General features: G+C 65.1%; 19 protein-coding genes. 10 read left to right on the top strand and 9 right to left on the bottom strand.

Annotated features, from left to right (window positions below):
* Positions 1-15 precede the first annotated feature (15 nt).
* The 3 genes from AC3FLX_RS08020 to AC3FLX_RS08010 all read right to left on the bottom strand — a co-directional run bounded on the left by AC3FLX_RS08020 (position 16) and on the right by AC3FLX_RS08010 (position 3,112).
* Positions 16-939 (bottom strand): 2-dehydropantoate 2-reductase, encoded by a 924-nt coding sequence (locus AC3FLX_RS08020; protein ID WP_488695407.1) that lies wholly within the window; start codon positions 937-939, stop codon positions 16-18.
* An 11-nt stretch (positions 940-950) separates the two neighbouring features.
* Entirely contained in the window at positions 951-2,138 is a 1,188-nt protein-coding gene (locus AC3FLX_RS08015; protein ID WP_488695405.1) for a thiolase family protein, read from the bottom strand.
* A gap of 122 nt (positions 2,139-2,260) precedes the next feature.
* Positions 2,261-3,112 carry a LysR substrate-binding domain-containing protein gene (locus AC3FLX_RS08010; RefSeq protein WP_488695403.1) on the bottom strand — a complete coding sequence of 284 codons (852 nt, stop codon included), beginning with the start codon at positions 3,110-3,112 and terminating at the stop codon, positions 2,261-2,263.
* A 105-nt stretch (positions 3,113-3,217) separates the two neighbouring features.
* On the opposite strand from AC3FLX_RS08010, the gene AC3FLX_RS08005 reads away from it, so the two are divergent.
* Positions 3,218-3,850 (top strand): LysE family translocator, encoded by a 633-nt coding sequence (locus AC3FLX_RS08005; protein ID WP_488695402.1) that lies wholly within the window; start codon positions 3,218-3,220, stop codon positions 3,848-3,850.
* Between the two features lie 413 nt (positions 3,851-4,263).
* On the top strand, positions 4,264-5,142 hold the full coding sequence (locus AC3FLX_RS08000) for an alpha/beta fold hydrolase (RefSeq protein WP_488695400.1): 879 nt from the start codon (positions 4,264-4,266) through the stop codon (positions 5,140-5,142).
* Positions 5,143-5,208: 66 nt separating this feature from the next.
* Here AC3FLX_RS08000 and AC3FLX_RS07995 read toward each other — a convergent pair whose 3' ends face one another.
* Positions 5,209-5,604, bottom strand: a complete 396-nt coding sequence (locus AC3FLX_RS07995; protein WP_488695399.1) for a nuclear transport factor 2 family protein — start codon at positions 5,602-5,604, stop codon at positions 5,209-5,211.
* Positions 5,605-5,880: 276 nt separating this feature from the next.
* Here AC3FLX_RS07995 and AC3FLX_RS07990 point away from each other — a divergent pair, with 276 nt between their 5' ends.
* Together AC3FLX_RS07990 and AC3FLX_RS07985 are read left to right on the top strand one after the other, a co-directional pair.
* Positions 5,881-6,054 carry a hypothetical protein gene (locus AC3FLX_RS07990; RefSeq protein ID WP_488695398.1) on the top strand — a complete coding sequence of 58 codons (174 nt, stop codon included), beginning with the start codon at positions 5,881-5,883 and terminating at the stop codon, positions 6,052-6,054.
* Positions 6,051-7,031: an LLM class oxidoreductase gene (locus tag AC3FLX_RS07985; RefSeq protein WP_488695395.1), complete on the top strand. Its 981-nt coding sequence runs from the start codon at positions 6,051-6,053 to the stop codon at positions 7,029-7,031. The genes AC3FLX_RS07990 and AC3FLX_RS07985 overlap by 4 nt, the downstream gene beginning before the upstream one ends.
* An 89-nt stretch (positions 7,032-7,120) precedes the next feature.
* Here AC3FLX_RS07985 and AC3FLX_RS07980 read toward each other — a convergent pair whose 3' ends face one another.
* Together AC3FLX_RS07980 and AC3FLX_RS07975 are read right to left on the bottom strand one after the other, a co-directional pair.
* On the bottom strand, positions 7,121-7,771 hold the full coding sequence (locus tag AC3FLX_RS07980) for a DsbA family protein (RefSeq protein ID WP_488695394.1): 651 nt from the start codon (positions 7,769-7,771) through the stop codon (positions 7,121-7,123).
* 183 nt (positions 7,772-7,954) lie between these two features.
* Positions 7,955-8,419 (bottom strand): RidA family protein, encoded by a 465-nt coding sequence (locus tag AC3FLX_RS07975; RefSeq protein ID WP_488695393.1) that lies wholly within the window; start codon positions 8,417-8,419, stop codon positions 7,955-7,957.
* Between the two features lie 268 nt (positions 8,420-8,687).
* Between AC3FLX_RS07975 and AC3FLX_RS07970 the strand changes: the two genes are divergently transcribed.
* The 3 genes from AC3FLX_RS07970 to AC3FLX_RS07960 all read left to right on the top strand — a co-directional run bounded on the left by AC3FLX_RS07970 (position 8,688) and on the right by AC3FLX_RS07960 (position 11,554).
* Positions 8,688-9,179, top strand: coding sequence for a Fur family transcriptional regulator (locus AC3FLX_RS07970; RefSeq protein ID WP_488695392.1), 492 nt, complete (start codon positions 8,688-8,690; stop codon positions 9,177-9,179).
* A 113-nt stretch (positions 9,180-9,292) separates the two neighbouring features.
* The gene (locus tag AC3FLX_RS07965; RefSeq protein WP_488695390.1) at positions 9,293-10,204 is read left to right on the top strand and encodes a substrate binding domain-containing protein; all 912 of its coding nucleotides are present in this window, start codon (positions 9,293-9,295) and stop codon (positions 10,202-10,204) included.
* 159 nt (positions 10,205-10,363) lie between these two features.
* Complete coding sequence (locus AC3FLX_RS07960) at positions 10,364-11,554, top strand: YbfB/YjiJ family MFS transporter (RefSeq protein WP_488695389.1); 1,191 nt, start codon at positions 10,364-10,366, stop codon at positions 11,552-11,554.
* Here the strand turns inward: AC3FLX_RS07960 and AC3FLX_RS07955 are convergent.
* Positions 11,549-12,529 (bottom strand): LLM class oxidoreductase, encoded by a 981-nt coding sequence (locus AC3FLX_RS07955; protein WP_488695387.1) that lies wholly within the window; start codon positions 12,527-12,529, stop codon positions 11,549-11,551. The genes AC3FLX_RS07960 and AC3FLX_RS07955 overlap by 6 nt on opposite strands.
* A gap of 183 nt (positions 12,530-12,712) precedes the next feature.
* Here AC3FLX_RS07955 and AC3FLX_RS07950 point away from each other — a divergent pair, with 183 nt between their 5' ends.
* The gene (locus tag AC3FLX_RS07950; RefSeq protein WP_488695385.1) at positions 12,713-13,441 is read left to right on the top strand and encodes an SDR family NAD(P)-dependent oxidoreductase; all 729 of its coding nucleotides are present in this window, start codon (positions 12,713-12,715) and stop codon (positions 13,439-13,441) included.
* A 168-nt stretch (positions 13,442-13,609) separates the two neighbouring features.
* Positions 13,610-15,415 (top strand): dihydrolipoyl dehydrogenase, encoded by a 1,806-nt coding sequence (gene lpdA / locus AC3FLX_RS07945; RefSeq protein WP_488695384.1) that lies wholly within the window; start codon positions 13,610-13,612, stop codon positions 15,413-15,415.
* A gap of 49 nt (positions 15,416-15,464) precedes the next feature.
* On the opposite strand, the gene AC3FLX_RS07940 is transcribed toward lpdA, so the two are convergent.
* Positions 15,465-16,451, bottom strand: a complete 987-nt coding sequence (locus tag AC3FLX_RS07940; RefSeq protein ID WP_488695382.1) for a GlxA family transcriptional regulator — start codon at positions 16,449-16,451, stop codon at positions 15,465-15,467.
* Positions 16,452-16,586: 135 nt separating this feature from the next.
* On the opposite strand from AC3FLX_RS07940, the gene AC3FLX_RS07935 reads away from it, so the two are divergent.
* On the top strand, positions 16,587-17,228 hold the full coding sequence (locus AC3FLX_RS07935; RefSeq protein WP_488695380.1) for an HD domain-containing protein: 642 nt from the start codon (positions 16,587-16,589) through the stop codon (positions 17,226-17,228).
* 15 nt (positions 17,229-17,243) lie between these two features.
* Here AC3FLX_RS07935 and AC3FLX_RS07930 read toward each other — a convergent pair whose 3' ends face one another.
* Positions 17,244-17,654, bottom strand: a complete 411-nt coding sequence (locus AC3FLX_RS07930) for a response regulator (RefSeq protein WP_488695378.1) — start codon at positions 17,652-17,654, stop codon at positions 17,244-17,246.
* Positions 17,655-17,659 lie beyond the last annotated feature (5 nt).

Genomic DNA, 17,659 nt, shown 5'->3' with positions numbered 1-17,659 from the left:
GTGAGGCGCCGATCGTTACGCGCGCTGCCTGCCTTCGTAGACCTGAAGGTGGCAGTACGCAATGCGACTCAGCGGCAGATCGATGCCGGCCTCTGCGGCCCGCGCGATCAGGTCGCCAACGATGGCATCGGCTTCGATGCGAGGCGCGCCCTGTGCGATATCGCGCATCATCGATGCCGCCCAGGTCGACGAATCGTCGAGCAGACGGCCGCGCACATCGGCCAGCACGTCCTCCGGCAAGGCATGGCCGGCAAGTTCCGCCACGCTACGGCATTCTTCGATGGCCTGCTCCATCAGCGCGCGGCCGTCGCGGGTTTTCACGATGTCGCCCACCGTGCCACGCATCAGGCAGGTCATCAACGCACCGGCGGCAATCATCGCCCACTTGTTCCAGAGCGCCTGATCGATGTCCGCCGACAGCGCCCGCACACCGGGCGTGCGGGACATCAGCGCGTGGAAATCGCGGGCCAACGCCTCGGTATCCGCCGAGCGCGCGCCTACGATCAATTTATCCATGCGCCCCGCGTGCGAGATCGCGCCATCCGATGCGAGCGTCGTGGCGATGTACGACACGCCACCGAGCACGCGCGCCCGGCCAAAGCGCCGGTCCAGCGCATCGTAGGCGGACAGCCCATTGAGCAACGGCAACACCGCCGCATGACCGGTAACCGCCGGCGCAATCGCATCCATCGCCGCATCGAGGTCGTAAGTCTTGCACGCCAGCAGCACGAGGTCGTAGCCGTGGCCCGTATCCCCGGCCATCACCGTCCGCACCGGCCCTTCGAAATCGCCCAGTTCGCTGCGCATGCGCAGGCCGTGCCGCGCCAGCGCATCGGCGCGCTGTGGCCGCACAAGGAATGTGACATCGGCCCCAGCCTCGATCAGCCGCGCCCCGTAGTACCCGCCCATGCCACCGGCACCCAATACCAGGATCTTCATCGTCGCGGCCCTCAGGAAAGCGCTTCCAGCGCCAGCGCGATGCCTTGCCCGCCGCCGATGCACAAGGTGACGATGCCGCGCCGAATGCCGTCGGCCTGCATCGCGTACAGCAGCCGCGTGGTCAGCACCGCGCCGGTTGCCCCAATCGGATGGCCATGCGCGATGGCGCCGCCATCGACGTTGATGATGTCATGCGGCAGGCCAAGCTCGGCCGCCACGGCAAGCGGCACCGCCGCGAATGCTTCGTTGATTTCAAAGCGCTCGACGTCGCCGAGCGACCAGCCCGCGCGCTGCAGCGCCTGCCGCACGGCCGGCACCGGCCCAAGGCCGAACATGCCCGGCTCGACCGCGCCCACGCCATACGCCACCAGTCGTGCCATTGGCGCCAGGCCGCGCCGCTCGGCGAAAGCGCGCTCCGCGACCAGCACCGCGGCGGCTCCGCTATTGATGCCCGGTGCGTTGCCGGCGGTGATGGTGCCGTCAGGACGGAAGGCGGGCTTCAGCCGCGCCAGCGTCTCAAGCGTGGTGTCATGGCGGGCGGCTTCGTCCACATTGAACGCGACGGTGCCCTGCTTCGTCTTCAGCGGTACGTCGACAATCTGCGTGGCAAAGCGGCCGCCCTTCTGCGCCCGCGCAAAGCGCGCCTGCGAGCGCTCGGCCCAGCGGTCCTGCACCTCGCGGCTCAGCTCATATCGGGCTACCAGGTCTTCGGTATGCCAGCCGGAATGCTGGCCCGAGAATGCGTCCTGCAGGCCGTCGTACAGCATGCTGTCATGCATCGTGGCATCACCCATGCGACTACCCCAGCGGCCACTCGGCAGCAGGTACGGGGCACGGTCCATGTTCTCCATGCCGCCCGCGATTGCCACATCGGTATAGCCCAGCCGCACCTCGTCAGCCGCCGTGGCGATGGCCTGTGCGCCGGACCCGCATACCCGGTTGACCGTCATTGCGGGGACCGCCACCGGCACCCCTCCACCGACGGCAGCCTGCCGCGCCGGGTTCATCCGGTTGCCGGCCTGTACCACGTTGCCAAACACCACACTGCCGACTTCCGCCGGATCGATACCGGCACGGCGCACGGATTCCCGAATCACCGTCGCGCCAAGCTCGCTGGCGGGGGTGCCCTTGAGCGATCCATTGAAAGCCCCGATCGCGGTCCGAACCGGGTGACACAGCACTACGTCCCTTGCACTCATCGCTACCTCGCATGCAGTTACTTGCATAAAGATAGCTTTGACTCTACACCAGTTTTAATGATGAGTGAAATCTATTATTCGCGTGCACGCCCATGCGGCCGAGGCGTCACGCACCGGCAGAATCAGGCGCGCAGGTCGGCCAGCATCTGCTCGGCAAGGAAATCGCACGGGGGGCGGTCCGATCCGGCGCTGCGCGCCAGTATCACGTCGAGCGCATCGAGCGGTGGCAGCCCTTCGGACTCGCCCAGAATCGCCAGATGCGCCGGGATACTGCATCGCGCCAGCGGCGCGACAGCCAAGCCCGCCTCGACCATACTGATCAGCCCCAGCAGGCTTGGGCTTTCATAGGAAGTCCGATAGCGGATATTGGCGCGCTGGAGCGCGGCAATGGCATGCGCGCGCGCCGCGCTGCCCGGTGCGAACAGCGCAATCGGCAGCGGGCGCTCGTGCCAGACCGGCTTGCCGCCGCGTGCCGCAACCCACTCGATCGGTTCCTTCCGGAGCCGTTCTCCGGAAACGCCCCGGGTCTTTGTCAGGCAGGCCAGATCGAGTGTGTTGTCCTTGAGCAGCGGGACCAATGCGTTGCTGGGCATGCCGATGACGCGGATCTCCACGCGCGGATGCGCGGCCGCGAACTTGCGCAGCACGGGAGGCAGCAACGACGGCGCGTAGTCATCGGGCACGCCGATCGTGACGCGGCCACGGATTTCCGGACGCACCACCGCCGCCCAGGCTTCCTCACGCATCGACAACATGCGCCGTCCGTAATCAACCAGTGTCCTGCCGTCCTCGGTCAGCGCGACATTGCGCGTGGTCCGCACGAACAGCGGCTTGCCGAGCACGTCTTCAATCGTCTTGATCTGCATGCTGACCGCCGATGGCGAACGATGCAGCGCTTCAGCCGCGCGCGCGAAGGACCCGGCCTCCGCCACGGCCACGACCATTTCCAGTACGTCGAGATCGAGCTTTTTCATCGCATCAGAAAATCTGAACAATGCGATCAATATATCCCGTTTTACTTATCTATTGGGCAATCCGATACTGCCCGCATTGGCGATCAAACGGGATGGGTGGATGCGATGAGAGCAATGGTCGAGTTCATGGCCGTAGGCGGACTGCTGGCCGTGACGCCCGGGCCGAACATGGTCTACGTGATGGCACGCTCGGTTTCGCAGGGCACCCGGGCCGGCCTGATCTCGCTGGCCGGCGTGATGCTGGGATACCTGACCTATATGCTCAGCGCGGCGTTCGGCATCAGTGCGCTGTTCCTGGCCATCCCCGGTGCCGCGCGAATGCTCGGGCTGGCGGGTGCGCTCTATCTGCTCTACATGGCCTGGCAAATGCTGCGTCCCGGTGGCCGGTCGCCCTTGCAGGTCCAGGCCGTACCGGCCGCGCCGCCGCGCCGGCTGTTTGCGATGGGTGCCATGACGAGCCTGCTCAATCCCAAGCTCGCGCTGATTTTCCTGTCGATCCTGCCGCAGTTCATCGATTACCCGGCGGGCGGGGTGCTTGGGCAAACCCTGATGCTTGGACTGGCGCTGACCGTGGCGTTCGCCGGCGTCAACGCACTCGTCGCGTTGTCATCGGGCCGCGCCGCGGCGCTACTGGCCGGACGGCCTCAATGGCTGCTTGCCCAGCGCCTGGTGGTGGGCGTCATTCTGACCGTGCTCGCCTCGAAAATGGCGCTCGACGTCTGGCACTTGACCCACTGAACCAGCAAGGCCGGCCGCCGGCAGCAGATAGCGGCGGCTGATTTCCATGAACTGCAAAGGGGCAACCAAGGGGAGCGTCATGCCAATACCTCGAAATATTGGGGAACGATGGCGTACCCGAACGGGCCGTCACCAATAGCGTCGATCGTATCGGTTGCGCCGACGTCTGACTGCTGTACAAGAGGCTTGGCCAGCTCAGCCGGGTGCTTATCCAACTCATCCGTTCGGATAGGGTCGGTCAGCCACTAATGGTTGGCACATCCAAAAAGCCTGGACCTCCAGCCGGATCGGTCCATTTTTTTTCGCCCCGTCGACGTAACCGTTATAAATACACTTGACAGGTTACTAATTGCGACTAGAATTCGCTTCACGGCAGCACCCCGATCCGCAACCGAACCTGTCAGGAGCCAGCGATGAGCGCGACCCCCACCCCGGATTCCACCGTGCAGTACCGATTTGCCGACGCCGACGGCGTGCACGTGTTTTACCGCGAGGCTGGCGATGCCCAGGCTCCCGTGATGCTTTTGCTACACGGCTTTCCGACCTCGTCGCACCAGTTCCGCAATCTGATTCCCCAGCTCGCCAAGCGCTTCCGCGTGATCGCCCCCGATCTGCCCGGCTTCGGCTTTACCGAAGTACCCGCCGCGCGTAACTATCGTTATACGTTCGATAACCTCGCACAGACCATCGGCGCGTTCGTCGATGCGATCGGCCTGGAGCGGTACGCGATGTATGTATTCGACTACGGCGCACCCACCGGCCTACGCCTGGCGCTGGCACATCCTGAGCGGGTGACGGGATTGGTGTCGCAGAACGGCAATGCCTATCTGGAAGGGCTGGGTGACTCCTGGGCGCCGATCCGCGCCTACTGGGCAGACCCGAGCGCGGCCAACCGGCAGGTCATCCACGACGCGATGTTGCATCTGGAAGGCACCAAGTGGCAGTACGTGCACGGCGTGGCAAACCCCGAAAGCGTGGCGCCCGAGTCGTACATGCTCGATGCCGCGCTGCTGGAGCGGCCCGGCAACAAGGACATCCAACTCGACCTGTTCCTGGACTACGCCAACAACCTGAAGCTGTATCCCGCCTTCCAGGCGTTCTTCCGCCAGGCCCAGGTGCCTACGCTGGCCATCTGGGGAAAGAACGATCCGTTCTTCATCCCGCCCGGTGCGGAGGCGTACAAGCGCGATAACCCGAATGCCGTGGTGGAGTTGCTGGACACGGGACACTTCGCGCTGGAAACACACGGTGAGTACATCGGCCGGCGGATCATCGAGGTGCTGGCGCGGTGATGCCTACGCGGGAGGCAGCCGTGCCAGGCTGCCTTCCCGCGCTATCGCCCATAACCGGGCAGCGGCTCACTCTTCGATATGGGTATAGAGCTTGTTGACGATCAGCCATTCCTTGCCGATCCTCAGCAGCGACAGGAAGTTGTAGTAGTTGTTGGCCGCCACCTTCACACGAACCTTGGCCGACGCGGTCTTGCCCAGCACGTCCACCGACAGGATCGACATCCCGTACGGCTCGCAGAGTGACGCCGGGCTTTCACGGCTTGCCACGCCCCGCAGATAGGCGTCGACCGTCTTCTGCACGATCTCGCCGCGCACTTCGGCAAACAGCAGCGCGTCCGGATGAAAGGTGGATCGCAGCGCGTCGACATCACCGTCGTAGATGCCATCGAGGTAAGTCTGCAGCTGCTGCAAGACATGCTGATGCGCGCAATCGACCGGCGCCTGCCTCTGGGTCACAGTCATGATGATCTCCGTGCAATAGGCAATAGGGAATGGAGTATTGGGGTGGGCCGCGCCGTCATTCGCATCGTCCGAATGCAATGTAGGCGCGCGCGTACGGCCGATAAACAGCGCCTGTGGAACATGAGTGCATACACCGTGTAACAAGCGCGCCGGGCACGGACGACGCACCACGGCACTGTCAATGCGGGGGAACAAATGATTTGCGGCCGACCCCGATGATCTCGCGCGAAGGTTTGACCAGAATGGGATCACCTGCTTCACACATCAGGAGTTGCCATGAAGTCCGACCCATCAGACACCGCGAGCACCACGCGCCCATTGCAAAGCCATTGGGCTGACGAATTGCCGCAAGGCATGTGGCTCGAAGCCGCAGAGCTCGACGACTTGCCGTACACGTTCCTTGGCCTGCCACTAAGCGCCCCGCACGACGTGACCAAGCGGGGGCAATGATGCTGGCCCCCGCCTCCCACGCCCTGCCGCAATCGAACCCTGGCTTCGCGCGGATGTTCGCGCCCGGCAAGCTGACGCTCGGCGTGCTGTTCGCCATCGAGTCGTACGCCGGAGATGCGCCGTCCATGACCGACCAGATCCGCATCGCGCGGCTCGCGGAATCGGCCGGCTTTGCCGCGCTCGGCGTGCGCGACGTTCCGCTGCGCGATCCGAACTTCGGCGATCTCGGCCAGATTTACGATCCCTGGACATGGCTCGGCTATGTTGCCGGCCAGACATCGTCGGTCGCGCTGTTCACCGCGGCCATCGTGTTGCCGCTGCGGCATCCGCTGCATACGGCCAAGGCTGCCGCCAGCATCGACAACCTCACCAATGGCCGTCTGGTACTGGGCATTGCCTCCGGCGACCGCGCCATCGAGTTTCCCGCCTTTGGCGTGGACCACGCCGAGCGAGGCACGCTGTTCCGCGAGCAGGTGGCGTATCTGGATACCGTATGGGGTCAATCCTGGCCGACGGTGCAAAGCACGTACGGCACGCTCGAAGGCGCAGACCTCGTGCCCAAGCCCGTGGCGCGGCGCGTTCCGTTGATCGTGACCGGCAACAGCCAGCAATCGGTGGACTGGATCGCACGCAAGGCCGATGGCTGGATCACGTATCCGCGCCGCATGGACTTCCAGGTCGAGCTGATCCGCCAGTGGCACGACACTGTCGAATCGGTCGCACCCGGTGTCTTCAAACCGTTTGCGCAGCCCTATCACATCGACCTCGTTGCCGATCCCAACGTATCGCCGACGCCGATCCACGGCGGGCATCGGCTGGGACGTAGCTGGCTGATGCGTCATCTCGAAACACTGGAACGCGCAGGCGCCAACCATGTGCTGTTCAATCTCAAGTACGGCAGCCGCCCGGCGGAAGCGGTACTGGAGGAACTGGCCATGCACGTGGTGCCGCGCTTTCCGGCGCTGACCCAAGGCTGAACCTGTCTGCCCGATGCGAAACGGCGCGCCAAACGCAGGCGCGCCGTTTTTGCGAATGGCGGGCCGCACGCAATGGCGGCCCGCCCCGCTTATGCCGCCGCGCGCACCGCTTCGAGCGTCTGCTCGATCTGCGCGGCCACGGTGTCCGCCGAGGCGTAGCCACCCGACACCTGATAGAGCTTCTCGCCAACACGAAGCGCCAGCGTCGGGAAGCTGCTCACGCCCCACTGCCGCGCCGTGCGGAAGTCCTGCGCCGTTTCCTCGATGACCGGCTGGCTGTTCCAGGCGGCCAGAAAATCCGCCGATGCCACGTCATGCTGCTGCCGCGCCAATGCCTCGGTGGCCACCGAGGCAAGCACGTTGCCGTCGGTGGTATCCAGTCCGTCGACATAGAACGCATGCTGGAGCGCGCGAAACACGGCCAGCAGATCGGCAGCGGGCGCCAGGCGCCGGGCCGTCACCACGGCGCGGCAGATCGGCTCGGTGTCGTAGACAAAACCCTCCCGCGCGCGAAATGCCTCGCGGTTGAACGGCAGACCGCTGGCCGCCTCCACGCGGGTCCAGTGCTGCAGACGGAAGCGCTTGCCGGCTTCGTCCAGCACATCGGTGGCACCCGCACGAATGCCGCCCACGACGATGCGCAGCGGTACATCCGGAAAGCGCTGCTGCAGCGCCGTCATTTCCTTGCCGAATCCGTAGCACCAGGAGCACATCGGGTCGGCGATATAAATCAGTTCCATGTTCTTTCTCGCGTAAAGGCGCACCGCCGGCCATGTGTCGCCCGACGGTGCGTGATGAAATGGGGATTTCCTACTTCTGGCGCGGATCGTCTTCGGCGTGAACCGGACCGGCGCCAAGCATGGCCGCCGCGATGGCAAGCCAGCCGATCCGTTTTGCAAATTGCCCGCGATGCGTGACCGCCCTCACTCAGGCTTGACCTGGGCGATGACCACCAGGATCACGGCTGCATTGCCGGGCTGCTGGCTTTGCGCATAGACGGCCCGTGCGTGACCGGCCTTCTCTCCCAGCACATCGGCGAACAGGTCCGATGCACCGTCCACCACGGCGGGCTGGTCGAGCACGCCTGGGGCACTGGTGACGTATCCCTCTACCCGCACGATGTGATCGAGCCTTTCGAATCCGCCCAGGTGCGCGTGGATTTGCGCCAGCACGTTCAGCGCCGCAAGCTGCGCGGCCTGCTTGCCCTGCTCCACGGTCAGCTCGCGGCCGACCTGCCCCTGCCAAACCACCTTGCCGTCCTGCAGCGGCAGTTGCCCGGAGATAAACAGCAGGTCGCCCGCCTGGCTGACAGCGGTGTAGCTGCCGAGCGGCTTGGGCGGCAGCGGCAAGGTCAGGCCGCGGGCGGCGAGTTTCGATTCGACGGACATAGTGACTCCTCGGGTCATTGGGTTCCTGCTGCGGGCGGCACAGTCCGCCGTTCGCTTGGAACCGAATATAGGAGCCACCCAACGGCCAATAAACGTGCCGGGGAGAACATGAATTGATACACGGCGGAACAAGTCGACCATGCGCCACGGCAGGCAACCGGCGCCTTGGGCAGGAATTAATCTCCGGCTAAGGAAGATTGGCTAGTCTTGCGGGCGCCTGGTGGCAGTGCCGGCCGCCAGTCCAATCCCGAGGTCCTGAATCCCGGCAATGCCTAGCGACACGCAACAAACATCCACCCAGCTGCTGGCGCAGCGTCAGCTTCCAGCCAGTGCCTCGCGCGTTGCGGTTCTGGATATCCTGCGCCAAAGCCCGCAGCGGCATCTCAGTGCCGAGCAGCTTTGCGCCGCCATGCTGAAGCAGCAGGACGGCCTTGCCATTTCCAGTTTCCGGCGCGCTATCTACGATCTTGCGGCGGACGGCCTGCTCTCGCGCGTCGTGGTGCCGGACGGCAAAAACAGGACGACGACGTTCTACGAACTGGCCGACCAGGCGATTCACCGGCACTTTTACTGCACTCGCTGCGGCAGCCTGACCGAGATCTTCGACGCCGAACTGGAGCGTGCAATGCTCAGACGCTTTCACAGGCAAGCCCTGCAGCCGGCCAACGTCGACCTGGCCCTGGTGGGCCACTGCGCGCACTGCCGTCAAGCGTCACCAGACCGTGCGACCACGGCGGGAAACAGTCTGGTCGGAGGCTGACCGGCGGCACATCAGCTTCAGCCGGACCCGACATTGGCCGTGAGTGGAAGACCGGCGCAACGGTGTGGCATCGCATACACTCCCGTTGCGTACCGCCTCCACACTCACCGATCATGAAGCGCCAATTCGACGACCTACAACTGGGCAGCATCGAACTCTTCTGCCTGGCAGCCGAACTCAGCAGCTTCACGGCCGCCGCGGTGGCGGCTGGCGTCACACCGGCCGCCGTCAGCCGCAGTGTGTCGCGGCTGGAAGAGCGGCTCGGCGTCCGGCTGTTCGTGCGCACCACGCGCCAGATCCGGCTGACCGACGAAGGCAAGACCTATTTCGAGGAAACCCGCCAGGCGCTGGCCCAACTGGTGGACGCCGAGCGCCAGATCAGCGGCCAGCACGCCACGCCGGCGGGTCTCCTGCGCATCAGCCTGCCCACGCCCTACGCGCACTATCGCGTGCTGCCCGTGCTGCCGGAATTCCGCGAGCGATTCCCCGAGGTGGACATCGACGTCCATATCAGCAACCGCAACGTGGATTTTGCCGATGACACCTACGACCTGTCCGTGCGTGGCCGCGCGCCCGACGATTCCACGCTGATCGCCCGCAAGCTCGAAGACGCGGAAATGGTCGTGGTCGCCACGCCCGCGTATCTGAAGCGGCACGGCACGCCCAAGACCCTTGACGACCTGCTGGCGCATGAATGCATCCAGTTCGAGCGGCCAAGCAGCGGACGGCGCATTCCGTGGACCTTCCGCGTCGATGGCGAAGACCTCGATGTGGTGACAACCGGCTCCTATGCCACGTCCGAAGATGCACTCGGCGGCGCCACGCTTGCGCGTGCCGGTGCCGGGCTGTTCCAGACCTACCGCTTCGTTGTCGAGCAGGATCTGCGCGATGGCACGCTGGTGCAGGTCCTGCAGGAATTCGGCGGCAGCACGCGCCCCTTCGTCCTGCTCTATCCGCACGCGCGCCACATATCGCGCCGGGTGCGGACTCTCGTCGACTTTCTTGTCGAGAAGTTCTCGGCCTGATCGGCCCATCCCTGTATTGCGCAGCCGGAACATCACTTGATACATGGCGGAACAATCCAGGGACGCGGCATCTTCTATGATTCCCATATTGAGATATTTATTAATTTATCTATCTCTTTTTGAGAATTACAGAAATCATAGATACGGCGCGAGAAGATCATGGCGGATTCCAGTGCACCCTCTCTAACGGCATCGACATCAGCATCGGCGGCGCGGCTGCGGCGCGATGCCAGCCCCCGCGCATCGCTGGGTGAAGCGATTGCCGCGGCCCTGGTCCTGGCCGTGGCAATGGGGTTCGGCCGCTTTGCATTCACCGGCATGTATCCGCTGATGGTGCGCGATGGCACGATGAGCGTAGCCACGGGTTCTCTCGCCGCTTCCGCCAACTACGCCGGGTATCTGCTCGGCGCGCTGCTCGCGGCACGTATTCCGCATGCCAGCGCGGGGCTTTGGTCCCGCATCGCACTGGCTGGCACGGTGGCGTCACTTGCGGCACTGGCCTTGCCGCTGCCAGACAGTCTGTTGATTGCCGTGCGCTTTGCCTCGGGTGTGCTGAGTGCGCTGGCGCTGGTCAGTGCGGCGTCCTGGCTGCTGCACGTGCGTGCCCGGCACGATGGCGCACCGCTGATGTTCTCGGGCGTCGGCATCGGCATCGTGGTGTCCGCCGAACTGATTGCCGTGGGCAACCTCGCGGATTGGCACAGCCTGGCGCTGTGGCTCGCACTCGCCGTTGGCGCACTGGTGCTGAGCGGACTGGCCTGGCAGGCGCTGCGGCTGCGCGGGCGCGATGGCGATGTCCGCACCACGGCCGTCGCTCCCCAAGGGCTGCTCGGACCAGCGCCGCTGATCGCGAGCTACGGCCTGGCCGGCTTTGGCTACATCATCACCGCCACCTATCTGCCGCTGTTCGTGCGCGATGCACTGGGCCACGTCGATCCGATCCATGTGTGGGCCGTATTCGGCCTCGGCGCGGCGCCGTCGTGTTTCTTGTGGCATGCCGTGCACGAGCGTCTGGGTACGCGGCGTGCGATGCAGTGGAATCTTGGCGTACAGGCGCTGGGCGTCATCCTGCCCGCGCTGAGCCACTCCGCGGTGGCTTATCTGGCCAGTGCCGTGCTGGTCGGCGGCACCTTCATGGGTACGGTCACGATTGCCGCACCGGCTGCGCGCCGGTTGGCGCACAAGGTCAGCTTCAACCTGTTTGCCGTGATGACCGCGGCCTACGGCGTGGGGCAGATCGTCGGCCCGCTGGTGTCATCGGCACTGATGCACGGTGGCAGCGATTTCAGCGAACCCCTTGGCGTTGCCGCAACCGCCCTGGTGATCGCCGCCACGCTGTGCGCGCTATGACGTCACCGTCGGGATGCCGTGGAAGTGGGGCAGCACCGACATGGCCAGTTCCTCCAGCACTTCCGCCGGCGGCCTTGGAGAGTCCGTGATGTTCAGCGCCACATGATGGGTACCGGCCTGGCGCATCTCGCCCAGCAGGTCCACCAGCGCACGCGCACCAGTGCGATAGCCCAGGTTCAGCGGCGATGGTGCTTCATCCGCCCGATCCGATAGTTCGATGCGCATGGCAGCGCCGAATGCACGAAACTGCTCGGGCGCACCCCGTTCCACGGCAATGCGCCAGAGCCGGTGCCGGTCTCGCTGCGTTTCGGGGTCGCGGTGATACGTCATCCAGCCAATCGCATGGCGCGCGATCCAGTCGACGCTTTGCCCGCCCGAGCCCACGGCAAGTAGCGGCACGGCACGCGCCTGGCGAGGCAGTAGGTAGAAGTCCGGCGCACCTTCCGGGCGCAGATCGGGCATCACACGCGACGGCAACCCCACCGATGCACTCACCGTTTCCCAATGATCGCGGAACAGGTCGCGCCGTGCTTCGGTGTCGCGGCCAAACGCCGCGTATTCGGGCGGGCGATCACCCGAGCCAAGTCCCAGGATAAAGCGCTGCCCCGACAGTGCATTCACGGAAATCGCCGCCTTGGCGATATGCAGGGGATGACGCAACGTCAGTACGATGGCGCCACTGGCCAGCGCAATCCGTCGCGTCCGCGTGGCCAGCGCACCGAGCAGCACCCACGGGTCCAGATGACCGACCGGATCGGGATATTCCGCGCTGTTGAGCGGCACGTCGCGCACCCAGAGCGCGCGGAATCCGAGCGCGTCGGCGCGCGCCGCGAGATCGAGCTGCGCATGAAAATCCGGCGCGATCTCGCCTTTGCGCAGCAGCGGCAACACCAGCCCGATGGACAGCGCGTCCTGCCGGAATACCGTCGTCTCGATGGGCCGGTTGCCCGCCGCATGTTCGTCCAGCGCAGTCATCGTGTCCTCCGCCCGTCAGCCTGCCGCATCATGCCACGCCAGCGCACTTGTTACCGACGCGCATAACTGTTTGTGCGCCGGTGCCGTTCAATCCCCGGCTTGCCTCACCTACATTTCCTGACATCGACCACGTCGGTTCGATTGGCAAGACGCCAAGGTCATCCCAGATAAATGAGGCAAAGCATGAGCACCACGCAAAACACCCAGGCAGCACAAAAGGTCGCCATTATTACTGGCGCATCGCAAGGCATCGGCGCAGAGCTGGTCAAGGCCTATCGCCAGCGCGGCTATCGCGTCGTGGCAACGGCACGCAGCATCCAGCAGTCCGATGACGCGAATATCCTGGCCGTGCCGGGCGACATCGCCGATCCCGAGACGGCACGCCGGGTGGTTTCGCAGGCCATCGAGAAGTTCGGCCGCGTCGACGCACTGGTCAACAACGCAGGCATCTTCATCGCCAAGCCGTTCACGAGCTACACGGCGGAAGACTTCGCCACCAAGACCGGTGTGAACCTGGCCGGCTTCTTCTTCATCACGCAGCTGGCAATCGCCCAGATGGAAAAGCAAGGCAGCGGCCACGTGGTAAGCATCACCACGAGCCTGGTCGACCATGCGATCCAGGGCGTGCCTTCGGTGCTGGCATCGCTGACCAAGGGCGGCATCAACTCGGCCACCAAGTCGCTGGCCGTGGAATATGCCAAGCGTGGCATCCGCGTGAACGCCGTATCTCCCGGCATCATCAAGTCGCCGATGCATGCGCCGGAAACCCATGAAGCGCTCGGTGCACTGCATCCGATGGGCCATATGGGCGAGATGAGCGATATCGCCGAAGCCGTGCTGTTCCTGGAATCGGCACCGTTCGTAACCGGCGAGATCCTGCACGTCGACGGCGGCCAGAGCGCCGGCCACTGATACCTGCGCTGACGGCGGCCAATCCTGGCCGCCCTGACAACGGCCCGCCCTTCCGGCGGGCCGTTTGCATTGAAATCAAGGGTAAACCCTTAATCTCGCATCGCATGGCCGCACGCGTGCTCTCCTAGACTGGAAGCTTTCGCCACACGGAAAACCCCAAGGAAGATCATGGCCACGATCGAAGTGAAGGTGCCCCAGCTTTCCGAATCTGTTTCGGAAGCCACGCTGATCCAGTGGAAGAAGAAGCCCGGCGAGGCCGTCCAGCGCGACGAAATCCTCGTGGAACTGGAAACCGACAAGGTCACGCTGGAAGTGCCCAGTCCGGACAACGGCGTCCTGGCGCAGATCGTCAAGCCGGACGGCGCAATCGTGCACGCCGACGAAGTGATTGCGGTGGTCGATACCGAGGGCAAGGCCACTGCCGCGGCCCCGGCCGCCGCACCTGCTCCGGCGCCCGCCCCGGCTGCCGCAGCCGCGCCTCCGCCAGCCCCGGCCGCTGTCACGGCTTCAGCCCCCACAACTGGCGGCGCCAGTGCATCCGCCAAGGCGGACTTCGACGTGCTCGTGATCGGTTCGGGTCCGGGCGGTTATATCGCCGCCATCCGTGCCGCGCAGCTGGGCAAGACCGTGGCCTGCATCGAGGAATGGAAGGACGACGCCGGCAAACCCCGGCTGGGTGGCACCTGCCTCAATGTCGGCTGCATTCCCAGCAAGGCCCTGCTGGCGTCATCCGAACACTTCGAGTACTCCCAGCACGGCATGGCCGAGCACGGCGTGCAGATCAAGGGCGTGACGCTCGATCTGGCGCAGATGATCAGCCGCAAGGCGGCCATCGTCGACAAGTTCACGGGCGGCGTGGAATTCCTGTTCCGCAAGAACAAGGTCACGTGGATCAAGGGGCACGGCAAGCTCAAGGGTCGCGCGGCCGATGGCGTGATCACCGTGGAGGCTGGTGAAGGTGGCGAGACCAAGCCCTACACCGCGCGCAACGTCATCATCGCCACCGGTTCCAAGGCGCGCCACCTTCCCGGGGTGCCGGTCGACAACAAGATCGTGTCCGACAACGAGGGCGCCCTGTCCTTCGATTCCGTCCCGAAAAAGCTCGCGGTGATCGGTGCGGGCGTCATCGGCCTGGAACTCGGTTCGGTCTGGCGCCGGCTCGGTGCCGAAGTGACCATCCTTGAGGCGCTGCCCGCTTTCCTGGGCACCGTCGATGAAGCAATCGCCAGGGAAGCCGCCAAGCTGTTCAAGAAGCAGGGGCTGACGATTCACCTGGGCGTCAACATCGGCGAGGTGAAGGCCAAGGCCAAGGGCGTGACCATCAGCTACAAGGACAAGGACGGCGCCGACCAGAAGCTCGATGCGGACCGCCTGATCGTGTCGATCGGCCGCGTGCCGAATACCGACGACCTGGGCCTCGACGCCGTGGGGCTGGCCACGGACGCGCGTGGCTTTATCCCGGTCGATGACCAGTGCCGCACCTCGGTGCCCGGTGTCTATGCCATCGGCGATGTGGTACGCGGGCCGATGCTGGCGCACAAGGCCGAAGACGAAGGGGTGATGGTGGCCGAAGTCATCGACGGCCAGAAGCCACACATCGATTACAACTGCATTCCCTGGGTGATCTACACCGAGCCGGAGATTGCCTGGGTGGGCAAGACCGAGGCGCAGCTCAAGGCCGAAGGCCGCGAATACCGGACGGGCCAGTTCCCGATGCAGGCCAACGGCCGCGCAATGGGCATGGGCCGCCCCGATGGCTTTATCAAGATGATTGCCGACGCGAAGACCGACGAGCTGCTGGGCGTGCATATCATCTCGGCCAATGCCTCGGATCTGATTGCCGAAGGCGTGGCGGCGCTGGAATTCAAGGCGGCGTCCGAAGACATCGGCATCATCAGCCACCCTCACCCGTCGCTGTCGGAAGTCATGCGCGAAGCCGCGCTGGCGGTGCAGAAGCGAGCGTTGAATATGTGATGGGATGGTGGATGTCTGGCGCCCTCCACGGCAATCCGTGGGGCGCCGGTCAATCCACCGCCGACACAAACCGCTTGCGATACTCAGCGGGGGTCACGCCCACCACGCGCAGGAACGCGCGCCGCAGCGTGTCGACGCTGGAAAACCCACACTCGGCCGCCACCTGCTTGGGCACGATGTTGCCCTCCTCCAGCAACTGGCGCGCCGCCGTCACACGCGCCGCTTCCACCCAGTTCGCCGGTGTCACGCCCACCTCTTCTTGAAACAGGCGCGACAGGTGCCTGGCGCTGACACCGATCCTCGCGGCCAGGCTGGGCACGTCATGCGCCGCCGCCGGATGCGCGGCGACCCATCGCTGCAATTCCTGGAGCGCCGAACGATTGGCGGCGGCCGGTGCTTCGCGGCGGCTGAACTGGCCCTGCCCGCCGGGTCGCTTGAAAAACATCACCAGTTGGCTGGCCACTTTCAGCGCGATATCGCGGCCCAGATCTTCTTCCACCAGGGCCAGCGCCAGGTCCATGCCCGCCGTGACGCCAGCCGCCGTCCGCAGCTTGCCGTCGCGCACGTGAATCGCATCAGCATCCACGGACACCTTCGGAAAGCGGGCCGCCAGCGCATCCGCCGCCGCCCAGTGCGTGGTGACGCGACGGCCATCGAGCAATCCCGCTTCCGCCAGCAGGAACGCGCCACTGCATACCGAGCCGTAGCGTCGTGCCGCCGGGGCGGCATGGCGCAGCCAGTCCAGCACCAGTGGTTCGGCAGGCGCATCGCCGGCATGCGGCGCGCCCGCCACCAGCAGCGTATGGAAACGCGGCAACCGCGCGCCCGCCGGGTCGTCCTCGATCACGATATCGGGCAGCAACCGGGCACCCGACGATGCCGTGACCGGCCCGCGCCGCACCGCCACTACCTGCATCTGATAGACCCTGGCCCCGGCCTGGGCGTTGGCTTCGGCAAAGACATCGAGCGGGCCTGATACGTCCAGCAGCTGAACGCCTTCAGTGGCCAACAGGCCGATGGTTCGGGTAGCAGGCATGGCGAGAAAAGGTTGATGGTGCGCCGATCGTCCGGAAATCCCGGCTATGTCCCAATTCGTCGCAACAAGACGATTGAAGACATACTACCCGCACTCCTAGACTCCAGGCAACCCTCACCGAACTGGAGTCAAACGATGCACTTCACCGTAGGCGACATCGCCATTCCCGACAGCAAGCTGGCCCGCGAAATCACCGAACTCGTGCGCGACACCGAGTCGCCGTTGCTGTTCCATCACTCAAGCCGCGTCTACTACTGGGCGGCGCTGGCCGGTCTGCACCGTGGCCTCGAGTACGACCGCGAACTGCTCTACGCTGGCGCGATGTTCCATGACATGGGGCTGACTCACGCACACAGCAGCCCGGACAAGCGGTTCGAGGTCGATGGCGCCAACGCCGCGGCCGATTTCCTGCGCAGCCGCGGCATTGGTGAACGTGAAGTGGAAAAGGTCTGGACCGCCATCGCGCTGCACACCACGCCGGGCGTCCCCGAATTCATGGCGCCCGAGATTGCATTGGTGACGGCAGGCGTCGAGATGGATGTGCTCGGCATCCGCTACGAGACGTTTGCCGATGCCGACCGCGAGACGGTGGTGCACGCGCATCCGCGCAGCGGGAACTTCAAGGAAGACATCATCGAGGCGTTCTACAACGGCATTCGCCACAAGCCGGACACCACGTTCGGCAACGTCAAGGCCGATGTACTGGCCGACAAGGACCCGCACTTTCATCGCGGCAACTTCTGCAGCGTGATTCGCTGCTCGGCCTGGAAGGGCTGAAGCCGCTAGCGGCGTTCAAGCCGGCAACGGCGCATATCGGCGCACCAGGTCGCCGAGCACGCCGATGCCGACGGGCTTCACCAGGACCTCGTCGACGCCGGCAGCCATGCACGCCCGGTGCACCTTGCGGTCGTCGGTTGCCGTGACGACCACGATCCAAAGATGACGGTCCGTGCCCTGCTCCGCGTCACGCACGGCGCGGGCCAGGGCCAGGCCGTCCATGCCGGGCAACTCGATATCGGTCAGCAGCAAGGCGGCTCCGCCCTGCTGCAGCGCAGCCCACGCATCGTCACCGCGTTCGCAAGTCACCACCTGGCAACCGCCGATGCGTTGCAACTGCTCCCGCAGGACCATCAGATACACGGGATGATCTTCGGCGACGACGATGCGTGGCAATGTCGGCAAGGCGGCGGTGACGTCGGGCACGGCGA

It is taken from the genome of Cupriavidus sp. 291-E7, assembly GCF_057798835.1.
This window is presented reverse-complemented; position numbering and strand designations above follow the sequence as displayed.

Bases quoted from the DNA above. Each gene is read 5' to 3' on its own strand.
- AC3FLX_RS08020 (WP_488695407.1), bottom strand. From the start codon at position 939: ATGAAGATCCTGGTATTGGGTGCCGGTGGCATGGGCGGGTACTACGGG.
- AC3FLX_RS08015 (WP_488695405.1), bottom strand. From the start codon at position 2,138: ATGAGTGCAAGGGACGTAGTGCTGTGTCACCCGGTTCGGACCGCGATC.
- AC3FLX_RS08010 (WP_488695403.1), bottom strand. From the start codon at position 3,112: ATGAAAAAGCTCGATCTCGACGTACTGGAAATGGTCGTGGCCGTGGCG.
- AC3FLX_RS08005 (WP_488695402.1), top strand. From the start codon at position 3,218: ATGAGAGCAATGGTCGAGTTCATGGCCGTAGGCGGACTGCTGGCCGTG.
- AC3FLX_RS08000 (WP_488695400.1), top strand. From the start codon at position 4,264: ATGAGCGCGACCCCCACCCCGGATTCCACCGTGCAGTACCGATTTGCC.
- AC3FLX_RS07995 (WP_488695399.1), bottom strand. From the start codon at position 5,604: ATGACTGTGACCCAGAGGCAGGCGCCGGTCGATTGCGCGCATCAGCAT.
- AC3FLX_RS07990 (WP_488695398.1), top strand. From the start codon at position 5,881: ATGAAGTCCGACCCATCAGACACCGCGAGCACCACGCGCCCATTGCAA.
- AC3FLX_RS07985 (WP_488695395.1), top strand. From the start codon at position 6,051: ATGATGCTGGCCCCCGCCTCCCACGCCCTGCCGCAATCGAACCCTGGC.
- AC3FLX_RS07980 (WP_488695394.1), bottom strand. From the start codon at position 7,771: ATGGAACTGATTTATATCGCCGACCCGATGTGCTCCTGGTGCTACGGA.
- AC3FLX_RS07975 (WP_488695393.1), bottom strand. From the start codon at position 8,419: ATGTCCGTCGAATCGAAACTCGCCGCCCGCGGCCTGACCTTGCCGCTG.
- AC3FLX_RS07970 (WP_488695392.1), top strand. From the start codon at position 8,688: ATGCCTAGCGACACGCAACAAACATCCACCCAGCTGCTGGCGCAGCGT.
- AC3FLX_RS07965 (WP_488695390.1), top strand. From the start codon at position 9,293: ATGAAGCGCCAATTCGACGACCTACAACTGGGCAGCATCGAACTCTTC.
- AC3FLX_RS07960 (WP_488695389.1), top strand. From the start codon at position 10,364: ATGGCGGATTCCAGTGCACCCTCTCTAACGGCATCGACATCAGCATCG.
- AC3FLX_RS07955 (WP_488695387.1), bottom strand. From the start codon at position 12,529: ATGACTGCGCTGGACGAACATGCGGCGGGCAACCGGCCCATCGAGACG.
- AC3FLX_RS07950 (WP_488695385.1), top strand. From the start codon at position 12,713: ATGAGCACCACGCAAAACACCCAGGCAGCACAAAAGGTCGCCATTATT.
- lpdA (WP_488695384.1), top strand. From the start codon at position 13,610: ATGGCCACGATCGAAGTGAAGGTGCCCCAGCTTTCCGAATCTGTTTCG.
- AC3FLX_RS07940 (WP_488695382.1), bottom strand. From the start codon at position 16,451: ATGCCTGCTACCCGAACCATCGGCCTGTTGGCCACTGAAGGCGTTCAG.
- AC3FLX_RS07935 (WP_488695380.1), top strand. From the start codon at position 16,587: ATGCACTTCACCGTAGGCGACATCGCCATTCCCGACAGCAAGCTGGCC.